Genomic DNA, 14,906 nt, shown 5'->3' on the forward strand with positions numbered 1-14,906 from the left:
AAGCGCTCCGTGGGAAACGGTCGGCTCGGCGGCTCAAGGCGGCCGTGTGTGTCCCTTATCGAGGCGGTCGTTCGTGTGTCCGTCTCTGACGCGAACGCGTCCGCCCCGTTCGTGCGTGATATTCTCTAGTCTGCGGTTTTTGCCGTTACTGCCACGCATATGAACGTGGAGTAGTATGCATACTAAACATGAGCGACGACGCGAGCGACGGATACAACGCCGACTCCGATGCCGAACGCGGTGGGCGCGGGCTCGGAACGCGCAGCGTCCACGCCGGCCAGTCTCCCGATCCGGAGACCGGCGCGATGGCACCGCCGATCTACCAGACGACCTCCTACGTCTTCGAGGACGCCGACACGGCCGCCGCCCGCTACGCCCTCGAGGACGACGGCTACATCTACTCTCGTATCGCCAATCCGACCGTCACGACGCTCGAGGACCGCCTCGCCGACCTCGAGGGCGGTGCCGGCGCGGTCGCGACCGGAAGCGGCATGGCCGCGCTCGACTCCGCGGTGTTGATCCTCGCCGAGGCGGGCGACAACGTGGTTTGTTCGACCGATACCTACGGCGGAACCACCGCCTACTTCTCGAAAACGGCGAGTCGACGGGACATCGAACCGCGGTTCGTCCCCACCCTCGAGTACGACGCCTACGAGGAGGCCATCGACGAGAATACCGCATTCGTCCACGTCGAGACGATCGGCAACCCCTCCCTGGTCACGCCCGACTTCGAGCGCGTCGCCGAGGTCGCCCACGATAACGGCGTCCCGCTCGTCGTGGACAACACCTTCGCGACGCCGGCGCTCTGTCGGCCGCTCGAGCACGGGGCCGACGTCGTCTGGGAGTCGACGACCAAGTGGCTCCACGGCTCCGGCACGACCGTCGGCGGGGTGCTGGTCGACGGCGGCTCGTTCCCGTGGAGTGAACACGGCTACGACGAGATTTCGGGTCAGAATCACGCCTACCACGACGTCGACTTCTCGCGGGATTTTTCGGACGCACCGTTCGCGGCTACCGCCCGATTCCGTTCGCTGCGCAGTCTCGGCAACCAGCAGTCGCCGTTCGACGCCTGGCAGACCCTCCAGGGGCTCGAGTCCATGCCCCTGCGCGTCGAAAAGCACTGCGAGAACGCCGCCATCGTCGCGGAGTACCTCGACGACCACGAGGACGTCGCCTGGGTCACGCATCCCGGGCTCGCGGACCACCCCACTCACGACAACGCCACGCGGTATCTCGAGGACTTCGGTGGCATGGTCGCGTTCGGCCTCGAAGAAGGGTTCGAGGCGGGCAAGGCCTTCTGCGAGAACGTCGAACTCGCCCAGTTCCTCGCCAACATCGGCGACGCGAAGACGCTGGTCATCCACCCCGCGAGTACGACCCACGGTCAACTCTCGCCGGAAGAGCGCGAGGAAGCGGGCGTGACGGCCGACCTCGTGCGGATGTCGGTCGGGATCGAGGACCCCGCGGATATCCTGGCCGACCTCGAGCAGGCGATCGAGGCGGCGACGCGGGCCTGTCGAGGGACGGGGGAAACACGATGACGACGAAGGAGACGGTCGATCTGGGGGAGTTCCAGTTCGAGTCGGGGGAATCGATCCCGAACCTCGAGATGGCCTACGAGACCTACGGCGATTTCACCGGCGACAACGCAGTGTTGGTCTGTCACGCGCTGACCGGCAGCGCCCACGTCGCCCGTCGACCGGACGCGGGCGGCGAGACGGCGGGGCAGGCCCGAGCCTGGTGGGGCGACGTCGTCGGTCCCGGAAAGGCGATCGACACGAGCGAATACTACGTGATCTGTGTGAACGCTCCCGGCTCGTGTTACGGGACGACCGGCCCCGCCAGCGAAAATCCGGAGACGGGCGAACCATACGGCACCGACTTCCCGCCGGTCACGGTCGGCGACTGGACCCGCGCCCAGCGCGAGCTGCTCGACACCCTCGGCGTCGGCCGGCTTCACGCCGTCGTCGGCGGCAGCGTCGGCGGGATGAACGTCCTCGACTGGCTCCGCCGGTTCCCCGACGACGTCGAGCGAGCCGGCGCGGTCGCGACCGCCGCCCGGCTCGACCCGCAGTGTCTCGCGCTCGATACCGTCGCTCGTCGGGCGATCACGTCCGATCCCAACTGGAACGGCGGCCACTACTACGGCGGCCCCGAGCCCGAGGACGGCCTCGCTCGAGCGCGCCAGATCGGCCACATCATGTATCTCTCGAAGGCCTCGATGGGCCGAAAGTTCGGCCGCCGCTCGGCGGGTCGGGAAGCGGTCCGCGGGGACCCGCCGGACCCCGCGGCTGCCTTCTTCCCCTACCGGGAGGTCGAGTCCTATCTGGACTACCAGGCCGACAAGTTCACCGATCGGTTCGACGCCAATAGCTACCTCTACATGACCCGCGCGATGGACGACTTCGACCTCTCGGCGGGGTACGAGTCCGACGCCGACGCGCTGGCGGCCTTCGAGGGGGAACTCCTCGTGCTGTCGTTTACCGGCGACTGGCACTTCACCGTCGAACAGGCCGAAGCGCTGGCCGAGGCCTGTCGCGACGCGAGCGTCGACGTCGCCCACCACGTGATCGAGTCCGACCACGGCCACGACGCGTTCCTCGTCGAACCCGAAACCGTCGGCCCGCCGCTCTCGGACCTGCTCGAGGCCGGACTCGAGGGCCGTGCGATCACCGATACGGCACCGGCGGCCGACGAGACCAGCGACTTCGCCCCGGTTCACACGAGTCTGTTTTCGAAGTGATATAGTCCGATTGCCGATACGATCGGAAATTTCCGCTCGAAAGAGCGCCTCGAGTACGTTCTCGATACCCTGAATATCATGTTGTATAAACAGTGTCGTAAAGTATAATACCTCTCTGTCTGATGTGTTAGTGATGTCAGACGGGAAGCAACTGGATTACGAAACCGAGGAATCGGCGGAACAACAACAACACGTACCGCGGGACGACGGGAACGATCTACCGATCAAAGAGGGGGCGGTGTTCGGGGCTATCGCCGTGGTCGCCACGTATCTGACGCACCTGCTTCTAACGGCGATTTCGACGGCGCAAACGTCCCCTATCGCTGCATCCGTCGGAGCGGGTGGCGATGCATCGGTGGTCGTCACCGAAATGGTTGCCTCCTGGAAGGCCGCTGGGTGGAGCTACCTCAGCGTGTTCGGGACCGGATTCGAGGCTGACGGCGAAGCCGCGGTACTCGGGAACGCTCCGAACCACGGTGCTGCGTTCGCGACCAGTGCGTTCAGCATGTCGACGCTGGTCCTGTTTCTCGCGACGATTGGTGGAATAGTTGCCGCCGGCTACGCCGTCGCCAAATATACTGACGCGGACGACGCCGGCGACGCCGCAAAAGCGGGCGTCACCGTCGCCGTCCCTTATCTCGCGTTCGCCGCTATCGTCGCACTCGTGATGACGCAAACGTACTCCGAAGTGCCCACTGTCGCGACTCTCATCGGTACCGAGGACGCCGGCGTTCAGGGGCTCGCGTACGGAGATTACCTTAATGACGCGCAAGATACGGTCAGCACCGATGTCGAGTTCGGTCCGTCGATGACCGATGCAGTCCTCTACGCCGGCATCATCGTTCCGGCGATCCTCGGCGCCGTCGGCGGCCTGCTCACCCAGCCGCGTGACGCCCTCGAGACCGTGATGGCGAAAGTCCAGTAACTAGACCGCAGTCACCGATCGAGCTACCCGAGAGTAGGGATAGTTCAGTACGCTACTGTATTCTTTTTCCAGGAGGGTTACCGTGCCCAGACGTGTTGCGCTCGAGTCACTACTGTCGAATCGGTCGACGGACGACGGCGAGTTGCGCGAGTACGGCGGACGGGGACACGAGGAAAGCAGCGGTTCCAGATGCGTGCTATCGAGTACTAGTACTGCTGCTCGTGGCCGTGATCGAACGAGACGTACTGGTCCGCGGTCGTGCGGTCGGAGCGTCGGCGGTCGATCCAGTACTGCAGATCGGAGACGAACAGCGCGAGGTTTTCGCGGGCGAGCAGTTTCATCGAGACGCCCTGCGGTGAACGGAACAGGGCGATCAACGACCACATCGAACCGGCTGCGAGCGCGCCCAACGCGGAGAAGGTCATCCCGAGCGTGAAAAACGTCGTACTATACACGAATCCGATCCCCATCGACGGGAGGCTCGTGCCGAGCGGAACCCGCGCGCTCGAGTCGCGTAGCGTCGGCGCGAGGAAGATAATCGAGAGGCCGCTTCCGAGCATGAATACGAGGTCTTGCCACATCATCACGATTACTTACTCGGGTGTGAGTTAAAACTCCCTCGGTCCGGAAATCGGCAGTTAACACGGACACTCACCGAGTACTGACGGAGTGTCGAAACCGAAATCAGGAGGACGAAAAACGCCGGAATCCGCAACACGATCCGGCGTCGCAGGACCGCAACGAGCTATTACGCGGACGAAATCAGAAGCGTTCCCGACGGATCAGCGCTCGGTGAGGACATTCTCTTCGAGCAGCGTCTCGCGGGCCTCGGCCATCGACGTGACGACGACGTCACAGTTGGGTTCGACCGCCGGTTTGGGTTCGAACCCGATCGCCAGCCCGGCGACCTCGAGCATCGGCAGATCGTTGGCACCGTCGCCGACCGCGACGGTATCCGCGAGGTCGACGCCGACGTCGTCGGCGAGGGCCGCGAGGGCGTCGTCCTTGGTGCCCTCGATCAGCGGGCCTTCGACCGCACCGGTGAGCTCGTCTCCCTCCATCGGGAGCCGGTTCGAGACGATGTGATCGACGGAGACGCCCTCGCGCTCGAGGGCAGCCGCGACGCCGCGTTCGAACCCGCCCGTGAGGATGGCGGTCGTGACGCCGGCCGCGTTCAGTTCCTCGATGAGGTCGGCAGCCCCCTCGCGGAGGACGACCTCGTCGAAGGCCGCGTCGGCCTCGGCCCGGGGGAGCCCCTCGAGCAGAGCCGCGCGCTTGCGCAGACTCTCGGCGTATTCGATTTCATTGTTCATCGCGCGCTCGGTAATCTCGTCCATGTCGGCGGCGACGCCGCGGCGGTCGCCCAGCAGGACGGTCATCTCGGAGTCGGAAAGCGTCCCGTCGAAGTCGAAAGCGACGACTGTCATTGTGCCCCGGTTGTCGGTCCCCGGATAAACCAGTTCAGGTTTCCAGCCGGTCGGATCGCGGACCGGTTCCGTTCGTCAACTAATCGAAACGTATTATCGGTCCGCCTCCGTTGGCGACCACATGTCGTCCGATCGACGGTTCGAGTACGAGACGGGGCCGGAGCTCGAGACCGAGCGTGGCGCCGCTGAGCGGGACGAACGAACGGGGGATGACGAGCAAAGCGAGGCCGGCGCCGACGACGACGGTCGGCCGGTGGCAGTCGTCGCCCCCTGGAAAGGCGGAATCGTCGCGGGCGTGAGCGCGTTCGGAGTGATGTTCGCCGCGTTCTATCAGCTCGTCTCCGCTTTCAGTGCGACGGGCGGGTATTCGCAAGGCGATACCGGACCGAGCGATTGGGTCGCAGCGAGTATGACGTCGCTGGCGAACCACGGCGTGACGATCCTGCAGGACGGCGAACCGATGGAGGGGTTCGCTACCCTCACGCTGGGACTCACCCCGTACGTTACGGGGATCGTTCCGGCGGTCGTTCTGGCGGTCGCCGGCTATCTCCTCGTCCGATACGTCCGCCTCGAGAGCCGTCGAGACGCCGGGCTCGCGCTCGGCTCGCTGGTCGCGAGCTACGTCGTCCTGACGGGGAGTCTCTCCCTGATCGCCCGGTGGACGCCCGAACAGGGATCGGACGCCGCCCGGGAGACGACGACGATCTCCGCCGCAGCCGACTTCGGCGCAATCGTCGCGATCGGCGGCACTGCGCTCGTTTTCGCCGCGATCGGCGCTGGCGTAGCCGCCCTCCCGCAGCTGCTAACGGCCCGACGGTGAGCCGGGGGCTCGAGTCGAGGGGACGCTACTCACCGTAGTCGGTCGGCCTCTCGACGATCGTCACGGGTTCGAGGGACCTCGCGCGATACGGTCCCCCACCCGCCGACACGCACCTACTGGAGACAATTTTTGCCACCCCTCGCGACAACGGAAGGGTTTACGTTCTCCACGCGGTTGTCTCGCGCATGAAGGTTCTCGTCACGGATCCGATCGCAGACGCGGGTCTGGACGTACTCAGAGATGCCGGCCACGACGTCGAAACGGGCTACGAACTCGAGGGCGACGACCTCCTCGAGGCGGTCTCGGACGCGAACGGACTGATCGTCCGCTCCGGGACCGAGGTCACCGAGGAAGTCCTCGAAGCCGCCGAGGAACTCGCCATCGTCGGCCGGGCCGGCATCGGCGTCGACAACATCGACATCGACGCCGCGACGGACAACGGCGTCATCGTCGCCAACGCCCCCGAGGGGAACGTTCGCGCGGCCGCCGAACACACCGTCGCGATGACGTTCGCGAGCGCTCGCTCGATCCCGCAGGCCCACATCCGCCTGAAAAACGGCGAGTGGGCGAAAAGCGACTATCTCGGCACCGAACTCGACAGCAAGACCCTCGGCGTCGTCGGCCTCGGCCGCGTCGGCCAGGAGGTCGCCAAGAAGCTCGACTCGCTGGGGATGGACATCGTCGCCTACGACCCCTACATCAGCGAGGAGCGCGCCGAGCGCATCGGGGCCGAACTCGTCGAGTTCGATCCGTGCCTCGAGCGAGCCGACGTGCTGACCGTCCACACCCCGCTGACACCGGAGACTGAGGGACTGATCAGCGAGCCCGAACTCGATCAACTCGGCGACGGCTACCTCGTCAACTGCGCCCGCGGCGGCGTCGTCGACGAGGACGCCCTCGCGGCGAAAGTCGAGGACGGCACCCTCGCCGGCGCGGCGATCGACGTCTTCGCCGAGGAGCCCCTACCGGCGGACTCGCCGCTGCTCGAGCACGACGACATCATCGTCACGCCCCACCTCGGGGCCTCGACGGAGGCCGCCCAGGAGAACGTCGCCACCTCGACGGCCGCGCAGGTCAACGCCGCGCTGATCGGCGAACCGGTCGCGAACGCGCTGAACGCGCCGTCGATCGACGAGAGCGCGTTCCCCCGCGTCGAACCCTACATCGAGCTCGCCGAAACCGCCGGCAAGGTCGCGGCACAGTTGCTCGAGGGCCGCATCGAGAACGTGGAAGTCGTCTACGAGGGCGACATCGCCGACGAGGACGTCGAGTTCGTCACCGCGAGCGCGCTCAAGGGCGTCTTCGAACCCCTCGAGTGGCAGGTCAACGCGGTCAACGCGCCCCAGATCGCCGAGGACCGCGGCGTCGACGTCACCGAGTCCAAGACGCGACAGGCCGAGGACTTCCAGAGCCTGATCTCCGTGACCGTCAGCAACGACGACGACGAGGTTTCCGTCGACGGGACGCTCTTCGCCGGCGACGACCCGCGCATCGTCCGCATCGACGGCTACCGCGTCGACGCCATCCCCCACGGCCGGATGGTCATCACGCGAAACACCGACGAGCCCGGCGTCATCGGCCTCATCGGCTCCGTGATGGGCAAACACGGCGTCAACATCGCCGGCATGTTCAACGCCCGCGAGACCATCGGCGGCGAAGCGCTGACCGTCTACAACGTCGACAGCGACGTTCCCGCGGAAGCGAAGGCGGAACTCGAGGAAGACGATCGAGTCATCGGCGTCAGCGACATCACGCTGAACGGCCAGAGCTGAGCGGTCTCGAACGGACGAATCGGTACGGACACGGCGCTCGTTTTCATCTCGATTCGATCGATCGGGTGTCCTCGTCTCGACGGTCCGACTCACACGCCGTGATTACGGAACCGCTTACACGACACCTCGAGCGGGAGATCGTCGAAATCGTCGTCACCACCGACGAGAAGCGTTACGTCCCGTTCGTCGGCGAACGCAACGACGGCCGCGAACCCACCCATCGATCGGACAGTCCGTCCGTTCGTGAGCGCGCTTTATGCCCGTCGAGAGCCTCCTTTTAGGAGGAGGGAACCACTATGACAGCATCGCACCGCGGTACAGCACAGCAGCCGACCGACAGTGCCCTCGAGGACGCCGCGGAGACGAGGTGGGGGATTCGCGAGGGGATCGGACTCTCTCTCGTCTCGATCTTCGGATTGCTACTACTGGTGGTCGGGCTGATGCTGGCCCCGGGACTCATCGCGGCGGCGTCGACGGTCGCCATCACGCTCGGCTTGCTGCTGTCCGCGGTCGCGCTGGTCGTCGTCGGCCGCTGGAGCTGGAACGGTCGGTAGCAGCGATTCGGTCGATTTTTCGTCGCCGTCCGAGAACCGCTCGCGGCAAAAGACCTATCGCTCGGACGAACGATATTCCGAGTATGGACGACGACGTTTCGGTCGACTTCGGCGAGGACGGACTCGTCCCCGCCGTGGCACAGGACGCCGACTCCGGCGAGGTGCTCATGCTCGCGTACGTCTCACCGGAGGCCCTCGAGCGGACCCGCGAGACCGGCCGCGCACACTACTACTCCCGGAGCCGCGAGGAACTCTGGGAGAAGGGTGCGACGAGTGGCCACGTGCAGGATGTCGCAGAAGTCCGTGTCGACTGCGACGCCGACACGCTCCTCTATCTGGTCGATCAGGAGGGCGGCGCGTGTCACACCGGCCATCGGTCGTGTTTCTACCGGACGATCGACGGGGAGAACGTCGGCGAGCAAGTGTTCGATCCCGACGCCGTGTACGAATAGGATGAGCGAACGCGCTCCGCCCTCCGATGCCAGCTCGAGCGTCACAGCAGGGAGCGACGAGGAACCAACCCCGCTCGAGTCCCTCGCAGCCGCACGAAATCGCCTCGAGACGGTCGAGGGCCGCATCGCCGACCATGGAGAGGAAACCGTCGAGGAGGTCGCAACGGCCTACCGCGACGCGACGAAACTACTGGACGACTACGTCGACCGCGCGACCGGGACCGGCAAGGAGAACTTCCAGGCCTACATCGAACTCGAGGGGAAGTTCGACGGGCTCGTCTCGAGTCTCTCCGACGACCTCGTCGCGTACGAGGCCTTCGAGGACTCCCTCGAAGCGATCGACAAGCGCCGGCTCAGCGAGTCGGATTTCGAGCGCGCTCGCGAGGCCCTCGAGCCGGCCGCCGAGTACGCCGACCTGCTCGACAAACGCGAGGCCGCCCGCGAGGAGGTCGCGGAGGCGCGCAAGGCAGCCAACAAGCGCTCACGAGCGCTCGACGACGAAATCACCGAGCGCGAGCGGCTGCTCGAGCTCGCGACCGCCGATCTCGACGCGCCGGTCGATCGGCTCCGGGAGCCGATCGAGCGCTACAACGAGGCCGTCCGCGAGGCCGTACAGGAGTACCGACTCGCGGTCAGCGCGCGCGAGGTGTTCGACCTGCTCGAGCGGAGCGCGTGGTATCCGTTCGTGAACTACGAGCAGCCGCCCGACGACCTGCTGGAGTACGTCCGCGGGAATCAGGCCGGTGAGTACACCATTCCCGAGTTGCTCGAGTACGCCGACTACTCCCGATCGAAGCTCTCCCACTACGTCGACAGCGCGGACGAACTCAAGCGCAACGTGGCGACCCAGCAGACGTACCTCGACGGCATCGACGCCGAGCCGCTGACGGTCGACTGGCCGCCGGAGTCGGCCGGCACGCTGCGTCGACGCGTCCGAGAGTACCGGCCCTTCGTCGCTCGCGTCGCCGACGAAGACGTGGTCGCGAGCCTTCGCGAGATCCGTCTCCTCACGACCGACACCGACTACGACCGCCTCCAGACCGCGGCGCAGGCCGTCGCCCGGCTCGACCCCGCCGAACGCGAGCGGCTGACCGACGGTCGCGTCGCGGACGAACTCGAGGAGCGACGGGCCGAACGAGAGCGGCTTCGGGACGCACTCGAGGTCGACGATGCTCTGTGACGACACTCCCCATTCGGCGTGAAGGTTCGAGGCGTCGTTGGCACAGGGCGAAGTTACACGAAAGACAGCTGCCGATTACAGAGCCTACTTTTGCCGATCATTGAACTCCATTGCCGTCTCGGCGTCAATATCAGGAACGGTAGCACCGATAGCCAGCGGAAATGCGGCGGTTTCGACCCGTAGCGTCGAAAGACGGTGACGACGCTGAAAGAAAGACTGCGAGATGGTGTGCTGTTGAATGTTCTCGTAGCGAAGAACGTATTCCCGCCGTCGCCAGAATCCGCTGCGGATATAGAGGTGATCCGCCCCGAATGTATACGAAATACTGGCCCACCGAACGTGGGCCGCAACCGGGACGAGCGCCACCGGGAGGAGAGACACGGAGAGCGGAATTGCTGTAATCGCCGGAACGACGCGACGGCCGAGAACCGACACCGCGACGGCTAGCAAGACGAACAGAAGATACCGAACGAAATACCGCCGGCGTGCGCGTATTGGTGTCTTCTCCCTCCCGTCAAAGTCGACTGAGACGACCTGACTCGCTATTTCGTCGATATCCTCCCGTCGTGCCAGCGGAACGAGCGTCGTCCTCGAGTTAAACGGCATCATGTCGCTTCCGCCTGCAGTCTGCACGTCGAGTTCGGCCCAGCCGAGTATTCGAAGAATTGGATTGTCACTACGCCGGACGATCTGCACGTTTGCGATAGGAATCTCGTCCTCGACTCGACTAATGAGTCCGTGACGTCTATAGAGCGTCCCTCCGTCGCGGAATAACTGGAAGCCATACATTCGGACGGCCGACCGGACGACACCGACGGCCCATCCCACACTGACCGCGAGAAGGACCAGTATCCCCCACTGTGACAGTCCGGCTCCGAATGGGAGGGTCGATCGGACGGACGCGACGACGAGAGCGGTGACCGAAGCCGAAGTCTCGACGGGAAGGAGTGCAACTGAGATGACGGTTCCAACGGCAAGTATCACTACTGCGTAATGGCTCTGTAGCAAGCTGTATCCGATTACTTGGCGAAATGAGAGGCTGTACAATTGCTTCTCAGCCGAATGGATATTATCTCGTCGGTCGAGGCGGCCCGATTCGAGCGTTTTCCGGAGTCGGGTTGCCGTAGCCGGAGAGATATATCGGAGTTCGACCTCACTTTCGTCGTTCGCTCCTGCCGTTTCACAATAGAGCCCGGTAACACCAAACAATCGGCTGGCAGGGGATTCTAAAAGCCGTACACACTCGATTTGATCGAACGGGACCGTCCGGTGACGACGACGAAGCACGCCGGAACTGACAGTGATATCGCCAGTCTCTTTGACAGTATACGTGAACCGGGACCAGTGGAGTGCTTCCCAAAGTGTGACCACAAGGAAGTACAGTACCAAAAACGGCAAGAGATAGCGGAGATTCCGAACTCCGCCCTGATACACGAACATACCGCCAGTAACCACGATTATCGATCCCTTCATATCATCGATGGCACGGCAGACGATAGAAGCGATATGAAGTCTCGAGTTACCGGCCATCGTCCGAACCCCCTTGGCAACTGCCTTTGAGTGCACTCGCGTCGCTTGCAGTGAGCCCAGGAACGACCAGACTCGAGTGCGGTGAGCCGGCAGTGTGAATAACGAGCCGTGAGAGTCCGAACAACCGCTCGAGCGGTCGTGCTTCGACATCAATGTGTTGAATCTGTTTATAGGGCACGAACGTCTTTTTCTTCCGGAGAACACCACGTTGGAGGAGCAGTTCCTCGTCTCGAATCGCTACGTCCCACGACCGATATCGAAACCAGCTGTAGATGAGGCCGCTACCGGAGAAGAGTACGATGGCGGTAGTTCCGGTCGTCGAAACGGGATCGAAACCCGACCACAGAACGTACAGTGCTCCCCAAGCAGCGATAGCGAGTAAAAGCACATAAATCGTCCAGACGTAGAGTATTCGTCGGTTCAACCGGATCATAGTCTGTTTGGAACTGATGGCACGAGCACGATGTCGTCGAGTTTCCTCGTCCCTGATCGTCGTTCTATACGTAATTTCCTTTCCCATGTTTTATTATCTGAGGCGAAGGAATATATCTTGTGGTTATGGTTGATACGGAAGACAGAATGTGGAAGACGGCCCTGAAAGTTGGATTCGGAACCGGTATACTGATACTTGTCGTTCTGTCATTGGTTGCTGGTTCTGAAGCGGCGGAAACCTCGCTTCAGGGCGTCATCCAGATCGCAATAATGGCATACGGAGCGAACGAAGGGCTCCGATACAGGGATCAAACGGCTCCCGCGATAGCGTCCGTCCTCTTAGTGATCGGCGGTGCGTATGGTTGTTATCTGGCTTGGAGAGGCAACGAGATGTTCACGAATTTCCTATATCTCGGACTCGTTGGGAGTGGATTACTGGGAGTCCAAGTTCGGGACGTTCAAAAATGAACCAGTCGGGGGGCGTCTCCGGTTCGCCTCAACAGAGACCCATTCCGGCACAGATCGTGCCGGCACCGACAGCACATCCGTAATTATTGATCGCGTCGACGATCACGAAGCAGGCCGCACCGCAAGCACCGTACCCCCAAACGCTTCCGAGGAAGGGAGCGCACGCTTGGAGACATGCATAGCGGGAAACCGAGCCGGTAGCGCCTTCACAGAGAGTCCCGACGATCGCCGTACATCCGCCACAGCCGAGCGCGTCTTGCCAATCCTGTGCGGATACACCCCCGTTAATATCCGTTGAGGTGGTGCTGGCCGGCTTCTGAATGGGTTCTTGCTGTATAACCGACGCGGATCCCTGTTGATCGGCGGTGAACGTCTTCTGTTCGAGTCTGCCCGTCGAGTTCGAAGCCACAGAGACTCCCTGGCCTGTAGTCAGCGGTTCGACCGTCCGTCCAAACGCCATCATCGGCTCTCTCGTACTCGTTTCCGCGTCCGGAGTCGTATCGACGACGATAGAGAATAGTATTCCGGCGGACCCCTGTTGGGGGCGGTTGGACTGGTACCCGCTGAAGATGATCACTGGGTCTGTCTTGTTTATTTCCGGATCGTCCGTCTCGAACGCGATCCCAAACTGGCCGGCAGCCTCAACGTTCGACTCCGTTCGCATCGCGTTATCGATGTTCTTGGCTGCTGACGAGTCCAGTACGTAACTGAGTTCTTTTCGCGCCTCGGATTCCGAAATCTCAGTTCTGCTCACGATCTCGAAATCGGGTGTGTCGTCCTCTGCAGCGACGGTGTTCGACATGGAACCGAGCGTTACGGAAGCCGCACTTGCCGCGGCAGCGTTCCTGAGCAATCGACGCCGGCTGAACCTGTTATTGTTCGGATCTTCAGTCATTGTCTGCAGATAGTCATTCACTTTATCAATTATTGAATTATTCCTATTTTCTCAAAATATAATACTGAGGAGAATATTTTTATTACGTGGTCTCGATTATCGAACCTTGATTGATGTGGGAGAAGCGGCAACGGCTGACAGATTACCGCAGCGACGCCGATAAAATAGTACGGCTTCGAGGGATGGCGAGTGATCGGCAGAATCAAGTTACGCGTCGGCCTTCGCGTCGGCCAGCGCCTCGTACATGTCGTCGACGAGTTCCTCGGCGCGGTCACTGTCGCGGGCTTCGGCGTAGATCCGGACGAGCGGTTCGGTCCCGGAGGGGCGGGCGAGCACCCATGCGTCGCCGTGATCCAGCCGGTAGCCGTCGCGGGTGTTGAGCGCCGCATCGGACGCCTGAGCGTGGTTAGCCGCCGCGTCGAGCATCGCGTCGCGCTCGGCCGTCGACTCGTACTCGACGTTCCGACGCACGTTTACGTAGCCGTCGTAGGGGGCGACGATCTCGCTGACCGGGCGCTCGGCGACTAACTCGAGGAAGCGCGCTGCAGTGAACGCCCCGTCCCGAGAGAGCCGGTATTCGGGGAAGAAGATCCCGCCGTTACCCTCGCCGGCGATCGGCACCCGCTCGCCGTTGGCCTCGAGTTCCTCGATGCGAGTGATGATGTTGGTCGAGCCGATGGGGGTCAACTCGAGTTCGGCCCCGACCTCGGTGACCACGTCGACGAGTCGCTGGGAGACGTTGACCGCGGAGACGGTGGTGTCGCCGACCTCGAGTTCGGCGGCGGCAAGCGCGGCGAGCGTGGCGTCACCCTCGACGTAGTCGCCGTTCTCGTCGAAGAAGATCGCGCGGTCGGCGTCGCCGTCGTGGGCGATGCCGACGTCGGCGTCGGTCGCCCGGACGAGGCGGCCGAGGTCCGCGAGGTTGTCCGGAACCGGTTCGGGGTCGCGACCCGGGAAGTGACCGTCGGGCTGGGCGTTGACGGTGACCACGCGACAGCCCAGTTCCCGGAAGAACTCGGGGCTGGTGAGCGCGCCCGCGCCGTGGCCCGGATCGAGCGCGACGGTGAGATCGGCGTCGGCGATCGACTCCCGATCGGACGCCGCGAGCAATCCGTCGACGTACTCCCGGCACACGCCGTCGATCTCGCGGACGCGTCCCGTCTCGTCCCAGGAGGCGACAGTAAACGACTCCGCGAGAAGCGTCTCCTCGATCGTCTCGAGGGCCGAGATCGAGAGTTCGACGCCGTCGCTCCCGACGAGTTTGACGCCGTTGTACGGCGGCGGGTTGTGCGAGGCCGTGATTACCATGACCGGTATCCCTTCGCGTTCGGCGTAGGCCTGTGCCCCCGGCGTGGGGACGATCCCGAGGCGGTCGACATCGGTCCCCGTACTCGCCAGTCCGCTGGCGGCCGCGTCGGCCAGCATCCGCCCCGTGTGACGGGTGTCGCGAGCGATGGCAACCCGGTCCCCACCGCGACCGCCGCCCCAGGTCGTCCCCGCCGCTTTCGCGACGCGCAGGACGAACGCGGGCGTCAACTCCTCGTTGGCGACGCCCCGCGTCCCACTCGATCCGAAGACTTGCATCACGTGATACTCTAACCGGACCCCCCAAAGGGATTCCGCAAACGGATTCCGATGCGGCGGCCGCCGTCGTCCCTCGCGGCAGCGCGGGACGGAACGTTTTCGGCCCGTCCCCGTGACGTTCCCG

15 protein-coding genes are annotated in these 14,906 nt (G+C 63.7%); 9 read left to right on the top strand and 6 right to left on the bottom strand.

The annotated features are described in order from the left end of the window. Window positions 1-188 precede the first annotated feature (188 nt). From LDH74_RS16430 to LDH74_RS16440, 3 genes are all read left to right on the top strand, one after another. Window positions 189-1,541: an O-acetylhomoserine aminocarboxypropyltransferase/cysteine synthase family protein gene (locus LDH74_RS16430; RefSeq protein ID WP_226039774.1), complete on the top strand. Its 1,353-nt coding sequence runs from the start codon at window positions 189-191 to the stop codon at window positions 1,539-1,541. Then, the gene (gene metX, locus LDH74_RS16435) at window positions 1,538-2,743 is read left to right on the top strand and encodes a homoserine O-acetyltransferase (protein WP_226039775.1); all 1,206 of its coding nucleotides are present in this window, start codon (window positions 1,538-1,540) and stop codon (window positions 2,741-2,743) included. The genes LDH74_RS16430 and metX overlap by 4 nt, the downstream gene beginning before the upstream one ends. A gap of 133 nt (window positions 2,744-2,876) precedes the next feature. Next, complete coding sequence (locus LDH74_RS16440) at window positions 2,877-3,668, top strand: hypothetical protein (protein ID WP_226039776.1); 792 nt, start codon at window positions 2,877-2,879, stop codon at window positions 3,666-3,668. Window positions 3,669-3,874: 206 nt separating this feature from the next. On the opposite strand, the gene LDH74_RS16445 is transcribed toward LDH74_RS16440, so the two are convergent. Both LDH74_RS16445 and serB read right to left on the bottom strand, forming a co-directional pair. Next, window positions 3,875-4,252: a hypothetical protein gene (locus LDH74_RS16445; RefSeq protein ID WP_226039777.1), complete on the bottom strand. Its 378-nt coding sequence runs from the start codon at window positions 4,250-4,252 to the stop codon at window positions 3,875-3,877. Between the two features lie 198 nt (window positions 4,253-4,450). Further along, window positions 4,451-5,095: a phosphoserine phosphatase SerB gene (gene serB, locus LDH74_RS16450; protein ID WP_226039778.1), complete on the bottom strand. Its 645-nt coding sequence runs from the start codon at window positions 5,093-5,095 to the stop codon at window positions 4,451-4,453. Between the two features lie 121 nt (window positions 5,096-5,216). On the opposite strand from serB, the gene LDH74_RS16455 reads away from it, so the two are divergent. Next, window positions 5,217-5,915, top strand: a complete 699-nt coding sequence (locus LDH74_RS16455; RefSeq protein ID WP_226039779.1) for a hypothetical protein — start codon at window positions 5,217-5,219, stop codon at window positions 5,913-5,915. Between the two features lie 185 nt (window positions 5,916-6,100). Then, window positions 6,101-7,687: a phosphoglycerate dehydrogenase gene (gene serA / locus LDH74_RS16460; protein WP_226039780.1), complete on the top strand. Its 1,587-nt coding sequence runs from the start codon at window positions 6,101-6,103 to the stop codon at window positions 7,685-7,687. 89 nt (window positions 7,688-7,776) lie between these two features. On the opposite strand, the gene LDH74_RS26480 is transcribed toward serA, so the two are convergent. Next, a complete protein-coding gene (locus LDH74_RS26480) occupies window positions 7,777-7,908 on the bottom strand; it encodes a hypothetical protein (protein WP_255680792.1) in 132 nt (43 codons plus the stop codon). Between the two features lie 75 nt (window positions 7,909-7,983). Between LDH74_RS26480 and LDH74_RS16465 the strand changes: the two genes are divergently transcribed. From LDH74_RS16465 to LDH74_RS16475, 3 genes are all read left to right on the top strand, one after another. Further along, on the top strand, window positions 7,984-8,241 hold the full coding sequence (locus LDH74_RS16465) for a hypothetical protein (protein ID WP_226039781.1): 258 nt from the start codon (window positions 7,984-7,986) through the stop codon (window positions 8,239-8,241). A gap of 83 nt (window positions 8,242-8,324) precedes the next feature. Continuing rightward, window positions 8,325-8,693: a phosphoribosyl-AMP cyclohydrolase gene (gene hisI / locus LDH74_RS16470; RefSeq protein WP_226039782.1), complete on the top strand. Its 369-nt coding sequence runs from the start codon at window positions 8,325-8,327 to the stop codon at window positions 8,691-8,693. Window position 8,694: 1 nt separating this feature from the next. Beyond that, a complete protein-coding gene (locus LDH74_RS16475; RefSeq protein WP_226039783.1) occupies window positions 8,695-9,873 on the top strand; it encodes a hypothetical protein in 1,179 nt (392 codons plus the stop codon). An 84-nt stretch (window positions 9,874-9,957) separates the two neighbouring features. On the opposite strand, the gene LDH74_RS16480 is transcribed toward LDH74_RS16475, so the two are convergent. Next, a complete protein-coding gene (locus tag LDH74_RS16480) occupies window positions 9,958-11,403 on the bottom strand; it encodes a PH domain-containing protein (RefSeq protein ID WP_226039784.1) in 1,446 nt (481 codons plus the stop codon). Between the two features lie 558 nt (window positions 11,404-11,961). On the opposite strand from LDH74_RS16480, the gene LDH74_RS16490 reads away from it, so the two are divergent. Further along, complete coding sequence (locus LDH74_RS16490) at window positions 11,962-12,303, top strand: hypothetical protein (RefSeq protein ID WP_226039786.1); 342 nt, start codon at window positions 11,962-11,964, stop codon at window positions 12,301-12,303. Between the two features lie 28 nt (window positions 12,304-12,331). Here the strand turns inward: LDH74_RS16490 and LDH74_RS16495 are convergent, their stop codons facing one another. Next, the gene (locus tag LDH74_RS16495; RefSeq protein WP_226039787.1) at window positions 12,332-13,198 is read right to left on the bottom strand and encodes a halocin C8-like domain-containing protein; all 867 of its coding nucleotides are present in this window, start codon (window positions 13,196-13,198) and stop codon (window positions 12,332-12,334) included. A 207-nt stretch (window positions 13,199-13,405) separates the two neighbouring features. Next, a complete protein-coding gene (glmM, locus tag LDH74_RS16500) occupies window positions 13,406-14,782 on the bottom strand; it encodes a phosphoglucosamine mutase (RefSeq protein ID WP_226039788.1) in 1,377 nt (458 codons plus the stop codon). Between the last annotated feature and the right edge of the window lie 124 nt (window positions 14,783-14,906).

This window comes from Natrinema sp. DC36 (genome assembly GCF_020405225.1).
Lineage (GTDB): Archaea > Halobacteriota > Halobacteria > Halobacteriales > Natrialbaceae > Natrinema.